This is a genomic window from Pandoraea bronchicola, from assembly GCF_902459805.1.
GTDB lineage: Bacteria > Pseudomonadota > Gammaproteobacteria > Burkholderiales > Burkholderiaceae > Pandoraea > Pandoraea bronchicola.
The window spans coordinates 58493-75130 of record NZ_CABPST010000006.1; the positions used below are offsets into that span (position 1 = coordinate 58493).

The 16638-nt window shown below is 64.9% G+C and carries 17 protein-coding genes; 13 read left to right on the plus strand and 4 right to left on the minus strand.

The window, feature by feature from the left end; genetic code table 11:
* The first annotated feature begins 179 nt into the window (after positions 1–179).
* Genes PBR20603_RS13320 through PBR20603_RS13335 form a run of 4 tightly spaced genes read left to right on the plus strand, consistent with a single transcriptional unit; the run spans position 180 to position 3885 of the window.
* Positions 180–1070 carry a phosphoribosylaminoimidazolesuccinocarboxamide synthase gene (locus tag PBR20603_RS13320; RefSeq protein ID WP_150560155.1) on the plus strand — a complete coding sequence of 297 codons (891 nt, stop codon included), beginning with the start codon at positions 180–182 and terminating at the stop codon, positions 1068–1070.
* Positions 1071–1086: 16 nt separating this feature from the next.
* Positions 1087–1593: a 5-(carboxyamino)imidazole ribonucleotide mutase gene (gene purE / locus PBR20603_RS13325; RefSeq protein WP_150560006.1), complete on the plus strand. Its 507-nt coding sequence runs from the start codon at positions 1087–1089 to the stop codon at positions 1591–1593.
* 42 nt (positions 1594–1635) lie between these two features.
* On the plus strand, positions 1636–2829 hold the full coding sequence (locus tag PBR20603_RS13330; RefSeq protein WP_150560007.1) for a 5-(carboxyamino)imidazole ribonucleotide synthase: 1194 nt from the start codon (positions 1636–1638) through the stop codon (positions 2827–2829).
* A gap of 3 nt (positions 2830–2832) precedes the next feature.
* Positions 2833–3885, plus strand: a complete 1053-nt coding sequence (locus PBR20603_RS13335) for an L-threonylcarbamoyladenylate synthase (RefSeq protein WP_150560008.1) — start codon at positions 2833–2835, stop codon at positions 3883–3885.
* A 34-nt stretch (positions 3886–3919) separates the two neighbouring features.
* Here PBR20603_RS13335 and PBR20603_RS13340 read toward each other — a convergent pair whose 3' ends face one another.
* Both PBR20603_RS13340 and dacB read right to left on the minus strand, forming a co-directional pair.
* Positions 3920–4876 carry a sterol desaturase family protein gene (locus PBR20603_RS13340; protein WP_150560009.1) on the minus strand — a complete coding sequence of 319 codons (957 nt, stop codon included), beginning with the start codon at positions 4874–4876 and terminating at the stop codon, positions 3920–3922.
* 181 nt (positions 4877–5057) lie between these two features.
* On the minus strand, positions 5058–6575 hold the full coding sequence (gene dacB, locus PBR20603_RS13345) for a D-alanyl-D-alanine carboxypeptidase/D-alanyl-D-alanine endopeptidase (protein WP_174977913.1): 1518 nt from the start codon (positions 6573–6575) through the stop codon (positions 5058–5060).
* 371 nt (positions 6576–6946) lie between these two features.
* Here dacB and PBR20603_RS13350 point away from each other — a divergent pair, with 371 nt between their 5' ends.
* Complete coding sequence (locus PBR20603_RS13350; RefSeq protein WP_150560011.1) at positions 6947–7654, plus strand: response regulator; 708 nt, start codon at positions 6947–6949, stop codon at positions 7652–7654.
* On the plus strand, positions 7654–9066 hold the full coding sequence (locus PBR20603_RS13355) for an ATP-binding protein (RefSeq protein ID WP_150560012.1): 1413 nt from the start codon (positions 7654–7656) through the stop codon (positions 9064–9066). Before PBR20603_RS13350 ends, PBR20603_RS13355 begins: the two co-directional genes overlap by 1 nt.
* Before the next feature lie 153 nt (positions 9067–9219).
* Here the strand turns inward: PBR20603_RS13355 and PBR20603_RS13360 are convergent, their stop codons facing one another.
* A complete protein-coding gene (locus PBR20603_RS13360; RefSeq protein WP_150560013.1) occupies positions 9220–9612 on the minus strand; it encodes a hypothetical protein in 393 nt (130 codons plus the stop codon).
* A 254-nt stretch (positions 9613–9866) separates the two neighbouring features.
* On the opposite strand from PBR20603_RS13360, the gene PBR20603_RS13365 reads away from it, so the two are divergent.
* Both PBR20603_RS13365 and PBR20603_RS13370 read left to right on the plus strand, forming a co-directional pair.
* Positions 9867–11399 carry a DegQ family serine endoprotease gene (locus PBR20603_RS13365; RefSeq protein WP_150560014.1) on the plus strand — a complete coding sequence of 511 codons (1533 nt, stop codon included), beginning with the start codon at positions 9867–9869 and terminating at the stop codon, positions 11397–11399.
* A gap of 129 nt (positions 11400–11528) precedes the next feature.
* Positions 11529–11975, plus strand: coding sequence for a carboxypeptidase regulatory-like domain-containing protein (locus PBR20603_RS13370; RefSeq protein WP_246174636.1), 447 nt, complete (start codon positions 11529–11531; stop codon positions 11973–11975).
* Positions 11976–12134: 159 nt separating this feature from the next.
* Here the strand turns inward: PBR20603_RS13370 and PBR20603_RS13375 are convergent, their stop codons facing one another.
* Positions 12135–13154, minus strand: coding sequence for an XdhC family protein (locus PBR20603_RS13375; protein ID WP_150560016.1), 1020 nt, complete (start codon positions 13152–13154; stop codon positions 12135–12137).
* A gap of 318 nt (positions 13155–13472) precedes the next feature.
* On the opposite strand from PBR20603_RS13375, the gene PBR20603_RS13380 reads away from it, so the two are divergent.
* The 5 genes from PBR20603_RS13380 to PBR20603_RS13400 all read left to right on the plus strand — a co-directional run bounded on the left by PBR20603_RS13380 (position 13473) and on the right by PBR20603_RS13400 (position 16603).
* Entirely contained in the window at positions 13473–14090 is a 618-nt protein-coding gene (locus PBR20603_RS13380; RefSeq protein WP_174977914.1) for an SRPBCC family protein, read from the plus strand.
* On the plus strand, positions 14080–14625 hold the full coding sequence (locus tag PBR20603_RS13385; protein ID WP_343041937.1) for a winged helix-turn-helix domain-containing protein: 546 nt from the start codon (positions 14080–14082) through the stop codon (positions 14623–14625). The genes PBR20603_RS13380 and PBR20603_RS13385 overlap by 11 nt, the downstream gene beginning before the upstream one ends.
* 128 nt (positions 14626–14753) lie before the next feature.
* A complete protein-coding gene (locus tag PBR20603_RS13390) occupies positions 14754–15389 on the plus strand; it encodes a cytochrome b/b6 domain-containing protein (protein WP_246174638.1) in 636 nt (211 codons plus the stop codon).
* Positions 15390–15415: 26 nt separating this feature from the next.
* Positions 15416–16234, plus strand: coding sequence for a molybdopterin-dependent oxidoreductase (locus PBR20603_RS13395; protein WP_217425963.1), 819 nt, complete (start codon positions 15416–15418; stop codon positions 16232–16234).
* Positions 16235–16315: 81 nt separating this feature from the next.
* Positions 16316–16603, plus strand: a complete 288-nt coding sequence (locus tag PBR20603_RS13400; RefSeq protein WP_150560019.1) for a pentapeptide MXKDX repeat protein — start codon at positions 16316–16318, stop codon at positions 16601–16603.
* The last annotated feature ends 35 nt before the right edge of the window (positions 16604–16638 follow it).

A 16638-nucleotide genomic window follows, 5' to 3' on the forward strand; every position in this document is an offset into this window, starting at 1 on the left:
AACCGGCCGTGGTGCCGGGGGCTCGACGGCAACACCCGGCGGGTGGAGCGGCGTCGGGGCACAGGCGCGCCGCCCGATGACACGCCGGGGGCCGACATCTTCGTGAATCGCCCCCCGACGCGCGTATAATTACGCCTTTGCCCTTCCTGACATTGGGTCCCGCCGTGACTACCCCCGCTCTGAACGCCCTGTACGAATCCTCCCTCAAGAGCCTGCCGCTGCTCTCGCGCGGCAAAGTGCGCGATAACTACGCCGTCGGCGACGACAAGCTGCTGATCGTAACGACGGACCGCCTCTCGGCGTTCGACGTGATCATGGGCGAGCCGATTCCGGGCAAGGGCCGTGTGCTCAACCAGATGGCCAACTTCTGGTTCGACAAGCTGGCGCACGTTGTGCCGAATCACCTGACGGGCGTGGCACCCGAGACGGTGGTGTCCGCCGACGAAGCCGGCCAGGTCGCCGGCCGCGCGGTCGTCGTCAAGCGCCTCAAACCGATCCTCGTGGAAGCCGTGGTGCGTGGCTATCTGGCCGGCAGCGGCTGGAAGGACTATCAGGCGACGGGAGCCGTGTGCGGCGTGAAGTTGCCCGCTGGTCTGCAAAATGCACAGCAACTGCCCGAGCCGATCTTCACCCCGGCGGCCAAGGCCGAGCTGGGCGAGCACGACGAGAACATCAGCTTCGACGACATGGTGAGCCGCATCGGCCGCGAACTCGCCGAGCAGATCCGCGAGATTTCGATTCGTCTGTACAAGGAAGCGGCGGCTTACGCGGCCACGCGTGGCATCATCATCGCCGACACGAAGTTCGAATTCGGTCTGGACGACGATGGCAAGCTTCACCTCATGGACGAAGCGCTGACGGCCGATTCCTCGCGTTTCTGGCCTGCCGATTCGTACGCTGTGGGCAGCAACCCGCCGTCGTTCGACAAGCAGTTCGTGCGTGACTGGCTCGAGACCCAGCCGTGGGGCAAGACGCCGCCTGCACCGAAGCTGCCGGACGAAGTCATCGAGAAGACGGCTGCCAAGTACCGCGAGGCGCTCGAGCGCCTGACCGGCCAGCAACTGGCCTGAGCGGGGCATCGAAGACATGAGCGAGAAACAAGCCGTGGCGCCGCGCGTTGGCGTGGTGATGGGGTCCAACTCGGACTGGGAAGTGATGAAGAACGCGGCCGCCATTCTGGCCGAGTTCGGTGTGCCTTACGAGGCACAGGTTGTCTCCGCGCATCGCATGCCGGACGACATGTTCCGTTATGCGGAAGCGGCCCGCGAGCGCGGCCTGGTCGCGATTATCGCGGGGGCGGGCGGCGCCGCCCATCTGCCGGGCATGATCGCTGCCAAGACGACCGTGCCGGTGCTGGGTGTGCCGGTGCCGAGCAAGTATCTGCGCGGCGAAGATTCGCTGCTCTCGATCGTCCAGATGCCCAAGGGCGTGCCGGTCGCCACGTTCGCCATCGGCGAGGCGGGCGCGGCCAACGCGGCATTGTTCGCAGTCGCCATGCTCGCGGCCGACGACAAGACGCTTGCCGGCAAGCTCGACGCGTTCCGTGCGAAGCAGACCGAAGCCGCGCGCGGCATGTCGCTGCCCACGCTGTAAAAAACAAGAACGTCCCCCGCTACTGTCAGCGCCTCAACGAAGATGAATTCTGCCTCCGCTACGCCTGTCCTTCCCGGCCAATGGCTGGGTATGCTGGGCGGCGGCCAACTCGGCCGCATGTTCTGTTTTGCCGCGCAATCGATGGGCTATCGGGTCTGTGTCCTCGATCCGGACCCGCGCTGTCCGGCGGGTGCTGTCGCCGATCGCCTGATCGTCGCCGACTACCGCGACGAGACGGCGCTCTCCGAGCTGGCCGCGCTGTGCCCTGCCGTGTCGACCGAGTTCGAGAATGTGCCGGCCGAGTCGCTCGACTTCCTTGCAACCTCCACGACCGTGAGCCCCGCGGGGCGTTGCGTCGCGATTGCACAGGATCGGGTAGCAGAGAAGCGTTTCATCGAAAGCTGCGGTGTGCCCGTGGCGCCGCATCTGGTCATCGAATCGAACGAGGCGATGGCCGCCATCGGCGATGCGGCCATTGAGATGGTGCTGCCTGGCATTCTGAAGACGGCGCGTCTGGGCTATGACGGCAAGGGGCAGGTGCGCGTGAACACGGTAGCCGAGGCCCGCGACGCTTATGCGGCGCTTGGCGGCGTGCCGTGTGTGCTGGAAAAGCGCCTGGCGCTGGCCTTCGAAGTCTCGGTGCTGAGCGCACGCGGTGCCGATGGCTCGGTTGCCACGTATCCGCTCGCACAGAACGTGCATATCGACGGTATTCTCGCCACGACCACCGTCCCGGCACCCGACGCCGCCCCGGTACTGGCGGACGCCGCACGCGCTGCGGCGGCGACGATTGCGTCGAAGATGGACTACGTGGGCGTGCTTTGCGTCGAGTTCTTCATTCTCAAGGATGGTTCGCTCGTCGCCAATGAAATGGCGCCGCGTCCGCACAACAGCGGTCACTACACGATCGACGCCTGTGCGGCCAGCCAGTTCGAGCAGCAAGTGCGTGCGATGGCCGGGCTGCCGCTCGGTGAGACGCGTCAACACTCGCCGGCTGTGATGCTCAATGTGCTTGGCGACGTATGGTTCCAAGGCGCGCACAAGGATCAGCCGCGCACGCCGGCGTGGGCCGACGTGGTGGCGCTGCCGTCGGCACGTCTGCATCTGTACGGCAAGGAAGACGCCCGCGTGGGCCGCAAGATGGGCCACATCACGTTTGCCGGGGCGTCGCTGGACGAAGCCCGCAAGGCGTGCGTGACGGCCGCGGCGAGCCTCAATATTCCGTTGGAAGACTGAGCGATGACGTCGCCCCAAGCGCCGCGCATCGTGATGCCGCCAGCCGACGCGATCACGCAGGCGGCCGAACAGCTCGCGGCCGGTGAACTGGTCGCGTTCCCGACGGAAACGGTCTACGGCCTCGGCGGCGATGCGGAGAACCCGGCGGCCGTCGCGGCGATCTACGCTGCAAAGGGCCGCCCGGCGAATCATCCTGTCATCGTTCACTTTTCGCCGGAAGGTGACCCCGGTTACTGGAGCGATGACGTCACGCCTGCTGCGCGCAAGCTGATGGACGCGTTCTGGCCCGGCCCGCTCACGCTGATTCTCAAGCGCGCACCGCATATTCCCGATGCCGTCTCCGGTGGACAGGATTCGGTCGGGCTGCGTTGCCCGTCGCATCCGGTGGCGCAGGCATTGCTGCGCGAGTTTGCCCGGATCAAGGGCGGGCAGGGTGGGGTGGCTGCACCGTCGGCCAATCGTTTCGGTCAGGTAAGCCCGACTGCGGCACAGCATGTGCGCGACGAGTTCGCGGGACTGCCGGGCGTGACCGTGCATGTGCTCGATGGCGGCGAGGCCGCCGTGGGTATCGAGTCGACGATTGTGGACTTGTCGCGCGGTTTCCCGGCGTTGCTGCGTCCCGGACACATCACACCCGAGCAGGTCGCAGCGGTATTGGGCGAGATGCCGCGACTGCCCGGACAGGACAGCGACGCACCGCGCGCGTCGGGCACGCTCAAGGCGCATTACGCGCCGCGCACGCCGCTGTATCTGTGCGACGCGAGTCAATTCGCGCCGGCGCTGGCTGTGCGTCCTGACGGCGAGCGCGTGGCGGTGGTGGCCTTTGCGCCAACGCTGGCGGCGCTACCGGCCAGCGTTGGCGCGTCGGCCGATGTGGTGACGATCGTGCTGCCGGCGACACCTGCTGCACTCGCGACCGACCTTTACGCGATGCTGCGACGGCTCGATCGCGCCAACGTGACGCACATCCTGTTCGAGCGCCTGCCCGATACGCCTGAGTGGGCGGCAGTCGGCGACCGTCTCGGCCGCGCCGCTGCGGCGTTCGAGCGCGCGTAGGGCGTCAGTTTCCATTCGGCAGCGGGGCAACGCGTCACAGCGTTTTGCGCGATGCCCCGACGCTGCCCACACTTCCCACGTTCGCCGCGTTCGCCACGCTTCCCGGCAATCCGCCTTCCGATGCCGTAGCGGTCTGTCCGGTGGCCAATTGCGCCGCCTGCCACGCGTGCCGCCATTCGGGCGGCCCGAACAATGCCATCCACTTGTTACGCCATCCCTTCATCGTGAAGACGTCGCGTGCCATCGTGCGCCATTCGTGAAACGTCAGCGTGATCGGGTTGTGCGTATGGATCTGGTCAACGATGCCGAATTCGCACGGCTCCGCCTCGCTTTCTTCCACATACGACCCGAACATCCGGTCCCAGATGACCAGCACACCCGCATAGTTGCGGTCGATGTAACGCGGATTGCGTGCGTGATGCGCACGGTGAATCGACGGTGTATTCAGCACATATTCGAGCCAGCCCAGTTTCGGAATCGCCTGCGTGTGGACGAAAAACTGGAAGGCGAGATTGAGCAGCACCACGCCAACGATCTGTATCGGCGTGAAGCCGATGAGCGCCATCGGTGTCCAGAACAGCCACATGCCTGCGACCGGATACATCAGGCTTTGACGGAACGCGGTAGACAAATTGAGCCGTTCCGACGAGTGGTGTACGACGTGGGCCGCCCACATCCACCGTATACGGTGACTGGCACGATGAAACACGTAGTAGAGAAAGTCCTGCACGACGAAGAGCAGCAGGAACCCAACCCATCCGGCCGGCATCGTGTAAATGCGGTGATGGTCATACAGCCACGCGTAAAACGGCACGATCAGCAGCCACGCCAGCTTGTCCGCGCCCTGATGCATGAGGGCGAGCGTGGCGTTGCTGATGGTGTCCTTCAGGCTGTACATGCCGGGGCGGCGGCGTCGCCAATACCAGGCTTCGATGCCAATGCACAACACGAACACCGGGGCGAGCGCCAGCAGAATCAACTCGACGTTCATGACCTCGTGTCTCCTCACGATGGGGTCATCTGAACCGGTGCCCCTCGCCTCTTGGCGGATGCGGGCGAAGGTGGCACCGATGGAACGTCTATTCTGACCGGAATGCGGCGGGTCGGCATGCCAGTTAGAGGGAAACGTCAAATGCTCCGTCTTCGCGCGCCGGGCCGATGCGGCGTGCTGGTCAGCGGCCGTTTTCGTACACCCACGAGATGAGCGCGTCGTGAAACGCTCGAGCATTGCTCGCGCGTGGGTCGTTGACCAGCGAGACCACGACGTAGATGTCACCCGAACGCGTGCCGACATAGCCGGCCACTGCGCTCACGTCGTCAAGCGTGCCGGTCTTGATGTGCGCATTGCCGGCCACGTCGCGGTTCATCAGGCGGTTGCGCATGGTGCCGTCGACACCGACGGTCGGCATCGACTCCACGAGAACCTGTCCGGTCGGGCTATTGATGCCGTGTTGCAGCAGGCGCGCCAGCTCGGCGGCACTGATGCGCTCGATGCGCGACAGGCCCGAGCCGTTTTCGACGACGAGCCCCGGCATGGCGAGGTCGATTTTGTCGAGCCAGCGGTTGAGCACATCGCGCGAGCGCGCGAGGCTCGCGGGTGTGCGGTTGTTGTCGGCGGCGAGACCGAGTGTCAGGAACAACTGACGCGCCATCACGTTGTTGCTGAACTTGTTCATGTCGTGCACGACTTCGGCCAGCGTCTGGCCCCGATGCGTGACAAGCAGCCGCGCGCCCGGCGGCACGACGCCCGTGCGCACGCTGCCGTTGAACTGTCCGCCCGAGGCTTGCCACAAGGCGCGGAAGCCGCCGAGGAAGAAGCGATCGCGATCCGGAGCCGCCACGTTCCAGCCCTTGTCTTCGCAGGACGCCGGATATGTGCCTGAGAAATGCGCGACATACGCGCCATCGGGGGTCGTGTTCAGCGTGGGATGAATGCGGGTGAGCCAGTCGCCGCAGTTGCCGGCTGCGGTCGACGACATCTCATTCGCGATCTGCAAATTCGCCAACGGCGGCAGCACGCCCACGTCGACAGTGCCGTTCGGATTGCCGGTGAAGCTGAACGAGACAGCCTTGAACGAATACAGCAACGGATCGGGGGCGACGTTGTACGGCCGGTCATCGCCACCGTCGATGGCACCCGTTGCGCCAATGTCCGAGCTGTAGGCCGACCGGTCGAGCACGAGGTCGCCATTGATGTTCGTCACGCCTGCGTTGTGCAGTTCCGCGACGAGCTTCTGCATCTCTTCCGGCACGAGCTTCGGATCTCCCGAGCCTTTGAAGTACAAGTTGCCGTTGAGCGTGCGGCCGTCAGACTGTCCGTCGGTGAACGCCTGCGTGCGCCAGCGGTAGTCGGGACCGAGCGTGTCGAGCGCAGCAATCGTCGTGACGAGTTTCATCGTCGAGGCCGGATTGCGTGGCACGTTCGGATTGACGGCGAGCAGCGGCGATGCGATCACCCCGCGCGTTTGAAGCGGATTGTCGACCTTCGCGACGATCACGCTCACGTTTGAAGCGGGCACCTTGCTTGCCGCGAGCGCACGCGACAGCTCAGGCGGCAGCGGTGTGGCCCGTGCCGGGGCGACCGGCACCTTGGGCGTCTTCGCGTGCTTGACGGGTTTCGCCTGCACGGGGGCACTCACGAGTATCACGAGCGTCAGCGCCGCGCAGCACACGCGCGCGACGTCGCTCATGACACGAGGCGACGCCAACGAATGCAGAGAAATGGGGGAGCGTGGGGCGCTGCTGGACAAGCGAGGGACGCGCATGACGGGCGAAGTTCTCCAGTGTTGCGCGCAGCGAAACCGTTCGGCCTGAATGCAGCGGGTGCCCAGGCAAAGCGATGCGGACGCGGCGGCGAAGCGATGATTTAGGTTCGCGGGCCGCAACGTGCGTCTGACATTGCGGCAGCATGCGTGCCATTGTAAGTCGGTCATGCAACGAACTGTCGCTACAATGGGTCGAAATCCAGCGAGTGTCACGCATAGGCAACATGCACGCCATCAAACAATGTTGCCTGTGCGGCCAGTGACGCCCGGAGATGGTCTCAACCGGTGCCCAAGCCATGCGAATTTTGTTGGTGGAAGACGATGCGATGATTGCCGCGGCCGTCGTGAAAGGTCTGCGCCAGGACGGCTGGACCGTCGATCATGTCGGTGACGGGCAGCGTGCGCTCGATGCGCTCTCGCTCGAGTCGTATGACGCACTGCTGCTCGACCTCGGTCTGCCGCGTCGTGACGGCATCGATGTGTTGCGGACGTTGCGCGCGCGCGGTCAGACGCTGCCGGTACTCATCGCGACGGCACGAGACGCGGTCGCCGACCGTGTGAAAGGACTCGATGCGGGGGCCGATGACTACCTCGTCAAACCGTTCGATCTCGACGAGTTGGCGGCGCGTCTGCGTGCGCTGGTGCGTCGTCAGGCCGGGCGCAGCGAGCCGCTGCTGCGTCACGGCGGCATCGTGCTCGACCCTGCGACCCGACAAGTGACGTGTGGTGGGGCGCCCGTCGCGCTTTCCGCACGCGAGTATGCGGTGCTCGAAGCGCTGCTCAACCGTCCGGGCGCCGTGCTGTCCAAGGCACAACTCGAAGAACGTATCTATGGCTGGGGCGAAGAAGTGGCGAGCAACGCTGTCGAAGTTCACATTCACGGGCTACGCAAGAAGCTGGGGGCCGATGCCATCCGCACTGTGCGTGGCGTCGGCTATATGATGCCCGCGCAAATGGGGCAGACACCGGCGTCGGCCGGCCCTGCGTCACGGGAGGCGAACTGATGCGCTCGATTCGCCGTCGTCTTCTCGTCGGCTTGCTGATGACGCTGGCGGTGGCGTTGCTGCTCGCGGGCATTGCGATCTTCCGTCAGGCGCGGACCGAGGCGAACGCCCTGTTCGACTTCCAGTTACAGCAGATGGCGCTGTCGTTGCCTGCGGAGCCCTTCTCGAGCGTGCCGGGCGAGCACAGTGACCCGGGCGGTCTCGTCATCCAGATATGGAGCCGCAACGGTGTCGAGCTGTATTACTCGCATCCGCGCGCGCCGTTGCCACCGCGCGCCGAACTCGGCTTCACCACGGTGCAGACGCCAGCGGGCGACTGGCGTGTCTACGCGGCGCTGGTTGGCGATAACGTCGTGCAACTGGCGCAGCCGATGGTCATTCGCGATTCGCTCGCCGTGTCGATGGCGTTACGCACCTTGCTGCCGCTGGTAGTGGCGATGCCACTGCTGGCATTGCTCGTCTGGATCGTGGTCGGGCGTGGCTTGCAGCCGCTGCGCCGTGTGACCAAAGCGCTCGACGCGCGTGCGCCGGGGGCGCTGGAGGCATTGCCCGAAGCCGGATTGCCTGACGAGGTGCGCCCGCTGGTACGCGCGCTAAACAGCTTGCTGGGAAGGCTCGACGAGGCGCTCATGCAGCAAAAGGCCTTCGTGGCCGATGCTGCACACGAATTGCGCACGCCGCTCGCTGCGTTGCAACTGCAGGTGCAGTTGCTCGACAGGGCGCATACGGAGACGGAGCGGACCGAGGCGATGCGCGATTTGCGAGATGGCGTGCGGCGTGCCTCGCAAATGGTGGCGCAATTGCTCACGCTCGCGAGACAGGAGCCGGACGCCACGCGCGCCGCCGCTGCCTTCGTCGAGATGCCGCTCGCCCCACTGCTGCGGGATGTCGTGGCGCACCACGCAGCACTGGCCGTCGCCCGTGGCATCGATCTCGGGCTGGATGCGCCCGAAGCGTTAGCCGCGATCAGCCGCGTGCGCGGCGATGCAAACGCGTTGCAGACCCTGTTCGGCAATCTCGTCGACAACGCGCTGAAATACACACCACGCGGTGGTCATGTGGACGTTCGTCTGGTGGCGGCAACGCCGGCGCCGGTCGTCGAGATTGAAGATACCGGCCCGGGCATTGCACCGGCCGAGCGCGAGCGCGTATTCGACCGGTTCTTCCGCGGAGGGGCGGCGTCGGCAGACGGGGCCGGACAAGGGCATCCGGTGCAACCGTCAGACGCGCTGACACCGGACGACACAGGCGGGCCGCGTGCGCAGGGCAGTGGATTAGGGCTCGCCATCGTGCGTAACATCGCGCATGCGCATGGCGCACACGTGGCGTTGTTCGACGCGCGCAGCGGAAAAGGGCTGCGGGTACGGGTGAGCTTCGGTGGCGTGGCATCGGCACCGCCGCCCGCGCTTTGACGATCGCGGCGAGGCGCGCCAGACGCCCTGCGCGTGCCGCGCCCGGCTCGCGTTGCCGGACATCGATGCGTTGCGCTGTGACGGCAATCGCACCGACGGCGCATGACATTGCGCGGTGCATTGACGCACCGCGCCTTCGGTGGAAGCCGGAACTCATCCGCGCGTCACGTTCGTGACCTTGTCGTTTTCAATCGTGAGCGTGCGGCGATCGGGCCGGTAATCGCGCGTGGTCGGCATGACCTTGCCGTCTTGCATGCCAATGCGCCACGGGCAGCCTTGCAGCATCGATTTGGCTTGCGCGAGTGACTTGCCGACAATCGCCTGATCGGAGGGCGTGTCTGGCGTGCAGTGGCCATTCTGGCCTTGCATCTGCCCCGGCATCTGACCTTGCGTCGGCGTCGAGTCTGCGGGGCCTTGCGTGCCTACGCCATTGCCGGGGGCCGCGTTCACTGAAAACGCGAAACTCAGGCAAAGCGTAGCCCCGGCCCATCCCATCCAGCGAGCTGCGTAGCGATAGCGGCGAAGCGTGGTGTCGTTCGTAGGCATGGTGAGTCTCCTGGAGTCGAAAACTTGCGACGCGGAATTGCGCCACTCCGCCACCGTAGGCAGCGGTATGCGTCGCGCGCAAGGCGAACGACGCGAGATGTCCCTTCAAACGCCTGCTGCCGTAACGCATGGCACTCAGGATGGCGTGTGGCAGCATTCGATGCGTCACATTTTCGAGGGCCTTAAGGTTGCCTTAAGGGAGCCTCCTTACGATCACAGTCATGTCAAACGTGATCGTCAGTAAGGAGAGACTTATGCGGACCTCGAAACTCACTCGCACGCTGGTTGCCGGTGCTGTGCTCGTCGCCTTGACCGGTGGTTACGTGGCGGGCCGCCAGCATTGGCAGGCACCGATGGCCTCAGAGATGGTCAGCGACGCCAATGCGGCGCTGGCAACGCCTGCCGCCAACGCGCAGAACACCGCGCCGCGCATGCTGGTGCCTGACTTCTCGCAACTGGCGGAACAATACGGACCGGCCGTAGTCAACATTAGTGTGACGCACGATGGGAAACCTTCGGCGGCACGGGGTTCTGCCGTGATTCCGATGCCGCCGGGCATGGATCAGAACGATCCGTTGTTCCAGTTCTTCCGTCGCTTCTACGGCGCGCCGGGCAATGATGGCGGCGGTGGCAGCGGCGACGGGGACGATGGCAGCAGCGCGACGACACGCAGTCTCGGTTCGGGCTTTATCGTGAGCCCGGACGGCTACATCCTCACGAACGCACACGTGGTTGACGATGCGAGTCAGGTCACGGTGAAGCTCACCGACAAGCGCGAGTTCAAGGCCAAGGTCGTGGGGAGTGACAAGGCGAGCGATGTGGCGTTGCTCAAGATTGCCGCGACGGATCTGCCCACGGTGAAGATTGGCGATCCGTCGAAGTCGAAGGCCGGCGAATGGGTGGTGGCCATCGGGTCGCCCTACGGCTTCGATAACACCGTGACGGCGGGCATCGTGTCGGCGAAGGCTCGCGCGTTGCCCGACGAGAACTACACACCGTTCATTCAGACGGACGTGCCGGTCAATCCGGGTAACTCGGGCGGGCCGCTGTTCAATCTGAATGGCGAAGTCATCGGCATCAACTCGATGATCTATTCGCGCACCGGTGGTTTCCAGGGCTTGTCGTTCGCCATTCCGATCGACATGGCGATGAAGGTCAAGTCGCAGCTCCAGCAGTATGGCAAGGTGAGTCGCGGCCGGATCGGTGTGGCGATTCAGGAGGTGAACCAGTCGTTGGCGAAATCGTTCGGCTTGCCCAAGCCTACGGGGGCGCTGGTCTCGTCCATCGACAAGAATGGCCCTGCGGCGAAGTCGGATCTGAAGCCGGGCGACGTGATTCTGGCGGTCAACGGCACGACCATCGACGATTCGGTGCAGTTGCCCGAGAAGATTGCCGACATGCGTCCGGGCCAGAAGGCGACACTGACCGTGTGGCGCAATGGCGCGAAGCAGGAGGTGAGCGTGACGGTGGCGGCGCTGAGTGAGCAGAAGGACGTTGCGAGCAATGACGACTCGGCCACGCATGGCCGGCTGGGTCTCGCGGTACGCGAGCTCTCGCCCGACGAGAAGCGCGCCGCCCAGGTGGCGAACGGTCTGCTGGTGGCGCGTGTCGGCGGCCCGGCCGAACAGGCAGGGGTGCAGCCGGGCGACATCATCCTGTCGCTCAACGGCACACCGGTAACCAGCGCTTCGCAACTGAGCGACAAGCTCAAGAAGGCGGGCAATAACGTCGCGTTGCTCGTGCAGCGCGACGGGCAACAGATTTTCATCCCGGTCGATCTCGGCTAAGCGCCAGGCGAGACACCCTCGGGATGCCACGCACTACGATGTGTGCCGGTGCGGTGGCGGCCGCGATACTGTGCCCGCCTCGCCACCGGTGCGATCCGGCATTGTGATGACATGAACGGGAGGTCGAACATGTGGCAACAATGGCAACGCTGGTCGGTGGCAGCCGCCACGGCCGCAGTCATGGCGGGGAGTCTGGGCGGCATGTCGGTCGCTCATGCGCAGGGTGGCATGCTGCCGCCGTCGATGCAGCAGGGCAACGTCACGTATGTCTCCGGCGGTATCGACAGCGACGAATCCGGAGCTTTCAAGCGTGAAGCGTCACGCTGGCCGCTGTCCATCGAGATGGCAGCACGCGGTGATGGCGCGAACGAGTACGTTGCCGATGCACAGGTGCAGATCATGCACGGCAGCACCACGGTGCTGGATACGCGCTCGAAAGGGCCGTTCATGCTCGTGAAGTTGCCCGAAGGCAACTACACCGTGAAGGCGACGTATAACGGCAAGCCCATGACGAAGGATGTGAAGGTGTCCGCCAAGGGGCACGCCGCAGCCACATTCCTGTGGCCGCACGACTGATGTGCCGATCGGTCGTGTCAGGTGAAGGACTCCGGATGACGAGGTAACCCAGGCAGTACCACTCAGCAACGAGTGAGCGAGTTGCGCCGCCGAAAGGCGGCGCTTTTTTTGTGCTGCGGGAAATGACGCGAGCTGTGCTGCGTCGGAGGGTGTCGCCGCTCAGGCGACGCTGCGGCACTCGGCGGCTTCGCCGTCGGCGTTCTCATCGGGCGTGCGTACCGCAAAGGTCTGTTTGACGGCGATGCCGTTCTTGATTGCCGTCATCTCGGCGAGAATCGCTACGGCGATCTCTGCGGGCGTTCGGGCGCCGAGGTGCATGCCGACTGGCCCATGAAGCCGTTCGATTTCCGTCGAACTCAGATCGAAGAGCGACAGCCGCTCGCGGCGTCGCGCGTTGTTCACACGCGAGCCGATCGCGCCGATGTAGAACGCGGGGGACTTGAGCGCTTCGAGCAGCGCCATGTCGTCGAGCTTCGGGTCGTGCGTGAGCGTGAGCACGGCGCTGTGCGAGTCGAGTTGCAGCCGCACGATCAGATCGTCTGGCATCTCGCGCGAAAGCTCGGTGCCCGGCACGTGCCATTCGTCGGCATATTCGCCGCGCGGATCGCAGACGATCACGTGATAGTCGAGCGCACACGCCATACCCGCGACGTATTTCGAGAGTTGTCCTGCGCCGATCACCACCAGCCGACGGCGCGGGCCATGCGAGGTGATCAGACGGATGCCGTCGAATTCGAGCGACGGCGTGTGGTGACCCGGGGCAATGCGTACCGCGCCGGTGGCCATGTCCAGTTCGCGCACGACGAGGCGGAATTGCGCGATGGCCTCGAGCAGCTCGGGAATGCGCGAGGCATCGCCCAACGGTTCGAGTACCAGTTGCAACGTGCCGCCGCAGGGCAGCCCGAAGCGGTGCGCTTCCTCGGCGCTCACGCCATAGCTGGTGAGCTGAGGACGGTTCTGTGGCCAGTCGCCGTCGCGAATGCGGGCGATGAGGTCGTCCTCGACACAGCCGCCCGAAACGGAGCCGACCATATGGCCGTCTTCGCGAATCGCGAGCATTGAACCCACGGGACGCGGGGCCGAGCCCCAGGTGCGTACAACAGTGCCCAGCGTGACGAAAAAGCCCGCGCGGGTCCACTGTACGGCGGACTTCAGCACTTCCAGATCGACACTGTCCATAGCACGGTTCCTTCGCCAATACGCGAGCGGCGGCCGATGGGGCCAAAACACAAAGCCACCGCCATCCATTCACCGCTCGATGTGATCGGGCGAGTATATCGCGCCTTGGCTTGCGCTGTATTTGCGCCGATACTCCGCCCATGTGTGCGGTGCGTAGCCCCGACACGGTCTTCCCGTGAGCCAGGCGCGCGGCGGACGCACTGTCGCAGCCGTGATCGGATGCGGGGTAACTCGTGTCACAATACTTCGAGGTTCGAGGTAACGCCGCAACACTCACGCAACACCAACGAGTTGCCACATCGCGTTTGGGGAGGGGCAATGGAACTGCAGAACAGCCGGCAGTTGCCGGTGGCGCGAGACGTCGCGTGGATCGCACTGAACGACCCGGGCGTCTTGAGCGGGTGTATTCCGGGCTGCGAATCGCTCGAGCGCATCGACGACACGACGTGGACGATCGTCATCGCCGCCTCGTTAGGCCCGGTGAGCGGACGTTGGACCGGCCGTATCACGCTCTCCGATGTGGTGGCGCCAATCTCATACACATTGAATTTCGACGGACTGGGCTCGTCGGCCGGGCACACGCGCGGCAAGGCGGCGGTGACATTGCAATCACAAGGACCGATGAACACATTGCTGACGTATCACCTGAAGGCGCAGTTCGGCGTTGAGTCCGCCCATCTGGACACGCCCCCGGTCGAAAGCGAAGCCCGCAAGCTAGCAGACGAGTTCTTCAGGCGCCTGACGGCCGCCATCGCCCCGCACCATCAACTCAACGACCCGGTGGCCGCCGATGCCGAAGTGGCCGCCGCACTCGCGTCGCAAGCCGGCATGAGCGATATGTCTTCCGCGCGCAGGAAAATGGCGCGCTGGTGGCCCTGGGCGGCGGCGGTGCTCGTGCTGATTCTGATCGTGTTGTGGGGCAACCATGCCGGTTGAGCGTCGTGAGGGGAAAGCGGGCGGTGCAGGCGAGCCGGAACGTGCGGGCAACGCGGATGTCGGCTCCGCCAACGGCGCCCATGACGCTGAGGCGCTTGCGCGCGAGTTGCTGGCAGCGGCCGAAGCGCTGGAAGCGGCAAGCAAGACGGCGGCACCTGCCGGCATGGCGAGCTACGACCTGCGGGTGCGCATTCGCGATGGCGACACGCCCGTGTTTGGACCCGGACGTCTGACGCTGCTGCGCGCCATCGAAGCGACGGGGTCGATTTCTGCGGCAGCCCGGCGCATGGGCATGTCATACCGGCGGGCATGGTTGCTCGTCGAAGCGATGAACCATGAATTCCGCGAGCCGCTCGTCAGCCGGCATATCGGCGGCGTATCCGGTGGGGGTGCGCAGCTCACGCCGTTCGCGCAGAACCTCACGGCGCACTACGACACCCTCATCAAGGAAATCCGCTCGCTGCTCGACGCCCATGTGCCAACCTTCGATGCCTATCTCAAAGGCGGCAAGGCTGTCGACCCGGACGAGGTGTAAAAAACGACTTTTAGTCGCTTATTTCTCCGCCTCGATTATCACGAAAACGTTATTTCTCTGTGAGGACTTCGTCACCGGCCTGAAGCGACACTGACTCCATCGACGCGAACCCCGCGATGGAGGTCCCCATGCCCACTCTGACGAAGTCCATGCCGCCTGCGGCACAGCCCCCGGTGCGGCCCGGGCCGGTACAGCCGGGTTGGCTGCGCGTCACCCACTGGCTCAATGTGCTGGCTGTCCTCACGATGGTCACGAGCGGCTGGCGCATCTACAACGCGTCACCCATCTTCGATTTTCGCTTCCCCAACGAGATCACCCTGGGCGGCTGGCTTGGCGGCGCGCTGCGCTGGCACTTCGCTGCGATGTGGCTGCTGGCGGCCAACGGGCTTGTCTATCTGCTGGTCAATCTCCTGAGCGGCCGCATGTCGCGCCGCTTCTTTCCGTTGACGTTGCGCGGCGTGTTGCGCGACGCCTTCGCCGCACTGCGCGGCCGTCTCGCACACGATGATCCCCGTCATTACAACCAGGTGCAGCGCGCGGCGTATTTGTTCGCGGTGCTCGACCTCGTACTGCTCGTCGCGTCGGGGCTTGCGGTCTGGAAGCCCGTGCAACTCGGCTGGCTCTGCACGCTGTTCGGCGGATTTCAGGGCGCGCGCCTGGTGCACTTCGTGGCGATGGCGGGCCTCGTCGCGTTCGTCGCCGTCCATATTGCGATGGTGGCGCTGGTGCCTCGCACCCTGCGCACGATGATCACCGGACGCTGAGCGCGCCCCGCTACGAGAGAACTGCCATGACCCTCGAACGAAAGCCTCGCAACCTTCCACCGAGCGCGCCGGTCGTGCGCGACGGCGAAGCGATTCTCCACGAAGCGCGTGCGCTGATCGCGCGCCGGGTGGCCGAACCTTCTCGCAGAGCGTTCCTGACACGCACGTTATCGCTGGGTGGCGTGGCATTGCTCTCGGGTTGCTCGCTCGACGACAACGCTGGTGTGTCGTCTGCGCTCGACACGATGTCGCGCTGGAACGACCGCGTGCAGGCCGCCCTGTTTCGTCAGGATGTGCTGGCCCCGACATTCCCGGCGTCGCGCATCACGCGTCCGTTCCCGTTCAATGCGTTCTATTCGATGGACGAAGCGCCGGTGGTCGAAGAGGCCGATTACCAGTTGGAGCTGTCCGGACTGATTGCGGACAAGGCCCCGTGGCGTCTCGACGCACTACGCAATTTCGCCAGCCCGCGTGCGGCGGAGCAGATCACCCGTCACGTGTGCGTGGAGGGGTGGAGCGCCATCGGCCGCTGGGGAGGGGTGACGTTCTCCGACTTCCTCCGGCGCATCGGGGCCGACACAACGGCGCGCTACGTCGGCTTCAAATGCGCGGACGACTACTACACGAGCATCGACATGCCGACGGCGCTGCATCCGCAGACGTTGCTTGCCCTCACCTACGACGGACAGACGTTGCCGAGGCAGTACGGCTTCCCGATGAAGCTGCGTATTCCGACGAAGCTCGGCTACAAGAATCCCAAACATATCCGCGCGATATTCGTGACCAACACGTATCCGGGCGGGTACTGGGAGGACCAGGGCTATAACTGGTTCGGCGGCAGTTGACGTCACCGCGCAACTGCCCGATTCACGGAGCGCTTGCATGGCGTTCCGGCAGGACTCACTCACTCTTGGAGGATTACGGCAATGAAGATGCGATATCTGGCGGTAATGGCGTTGGGACTGGCACTCGGCACCGGCGCGGCGTTGGCGCAGGACGCGATGAGCAAGGGCGACGCGATGTCGAAGAGCGGCGCAATGAGTAAAGACAACGCCATGAGCAAGGACATGGACAAGAGCGGGAAGATGTCCAAGGGCGACGCGATGGGCAAGCACGACGCGATGTCGAAAGGCGACGCGATGGGCAAGGGCGATGCCATGGGCAAGAAGGGCGATGGCATGTCGAAGGGCGACGCCATGGGCAAGAGCCAGTAAGCGGGGCGGCCTGAAGGGGTGGCCTGAAGCAACAA

What these genes read in the sequence shown, in the direction of transcription:
- PBR20603_RS13380 (WP_174977914.1), top strand. Translation starts at nt 13,473, where the DNA reads ATGGAACTGCAGAACAGCCGGCAGTTGCCGGTGGCGCGAGACGTCGCG.
- purE (WP_150560006.1), top strand. Translation starts at nt 1,087, where the DNA reads ATGAGCGAGAAACAAGCCGTGGCGCCGCGCGTTGGCGTGGTGATGGGG.
- dacB (WP_174977913.1), bottom strand. Translation starts at nt 6,575, where the DNA reads ATGAGCGACGTCGCGCGCGTGTGCTGCGCGGCGCTGACGCTCGTGATA.
- PBR20603_RS13385 (WP_343041937.1), top strand. Translation starts at nt 14,080, where the DNA reads ATGCCGGTTGAGCGTCGTGAGGGGAAAGCGGGCGGTGCAGGCGAGCCG.
- PBR20603_RS13390 (WP_246174638.1), top strand. Translation starts at nt 14,754, where the DNA reads ATGCCCACTCTGACGAAGTCCATGCCGCCTGCGGCACAGCCCCCGGTG.
- PBR20603_RS13335 (WP_150560008.1), top strand. Translation starts at nt 2,833, where the DNA reads ATGACGTCGCCCCAAGCGCCGCGCATCGTGATGCCGCCAGCCGACGCG.
- PBR20603_RS13340 (WP_150560009.1), bottom strand. Translation starts at nt 4,876, where the DNA reads ATGAACGTCGAGTTGATTCTGCTGGCGCTCGCCCCGGTGTTCGTGTTG.
- PBR20603_RS13375 (WP_150560016.1), bottom strand. Translation starts at nt 13,154, where the DNA reads ATGGACAGTGTCGATCTGGAAGTGCTGAAGTCCGCCGTACAGTGGACC.
- PBR20603_RS13355 (WP_150560012.1), top strand. Translation starts at nt 7,654, where the DNA reads ATGCGCTCGATTCGCCGTCGTCTTCTCGTCGGCTTGCTGATGACGCTG.
- PBR20603_RS13360 (WP_150560013.1), bottom strand. Translation starts at nt 9,612, where the DNA reads ATGCCTACGAACGACACCACGCTTCGCCGCTATCGCTACGCAGCTCGC.
- PBR20603_RS13370 (WP_246174636.1), top strand. Translation starts at nt 11,529, where the DNA reads ATGTGGCAACAATGGCAACGCTGGTCGGTGGCAGCCGCCACGGCCGCA.
- PBR20603_RS13395 (WP_217425963.1), top strand. Translation starts at nt 15,416, where the DNA reads ATGACCCTCGAACGAAAGCCTCGCAACCTTCCACCGAGCGCGCCGGTC.
- PBR20603_RS13400 (WP_150560019.1), top strand. Translation starts at nt 16,316, where the DNA reads ATGAAGATGCGATATCTGGCGGTAATGGCGTTGGGACTGGCACTCGGC.
- PBR20603_RS13330 (WP_150560007.1), top strand. Translation starts at nt 1,636, where the DNA reads ATGAATTCTGCCTCCGCTACGCCTGTCCTTCCCGGCCAATGGCTGGGT.
- PBR20603_RS13365 (WP_150560014.1), top strand. Translation starts at nt 9,867, where the DNA reads ATGCGGACCTCGAAACTCACTCGCACGCTGGTTGCCGGTGCTGTGCTC.
- PBR20603_RS13350 (WP_150560011.1), top strand. Translation starts at nt 6,947, where the DNA reads ATGCGAATTTTGTTGGTGGAAGACGATGCGATGATTGCCGCGGCCGTC.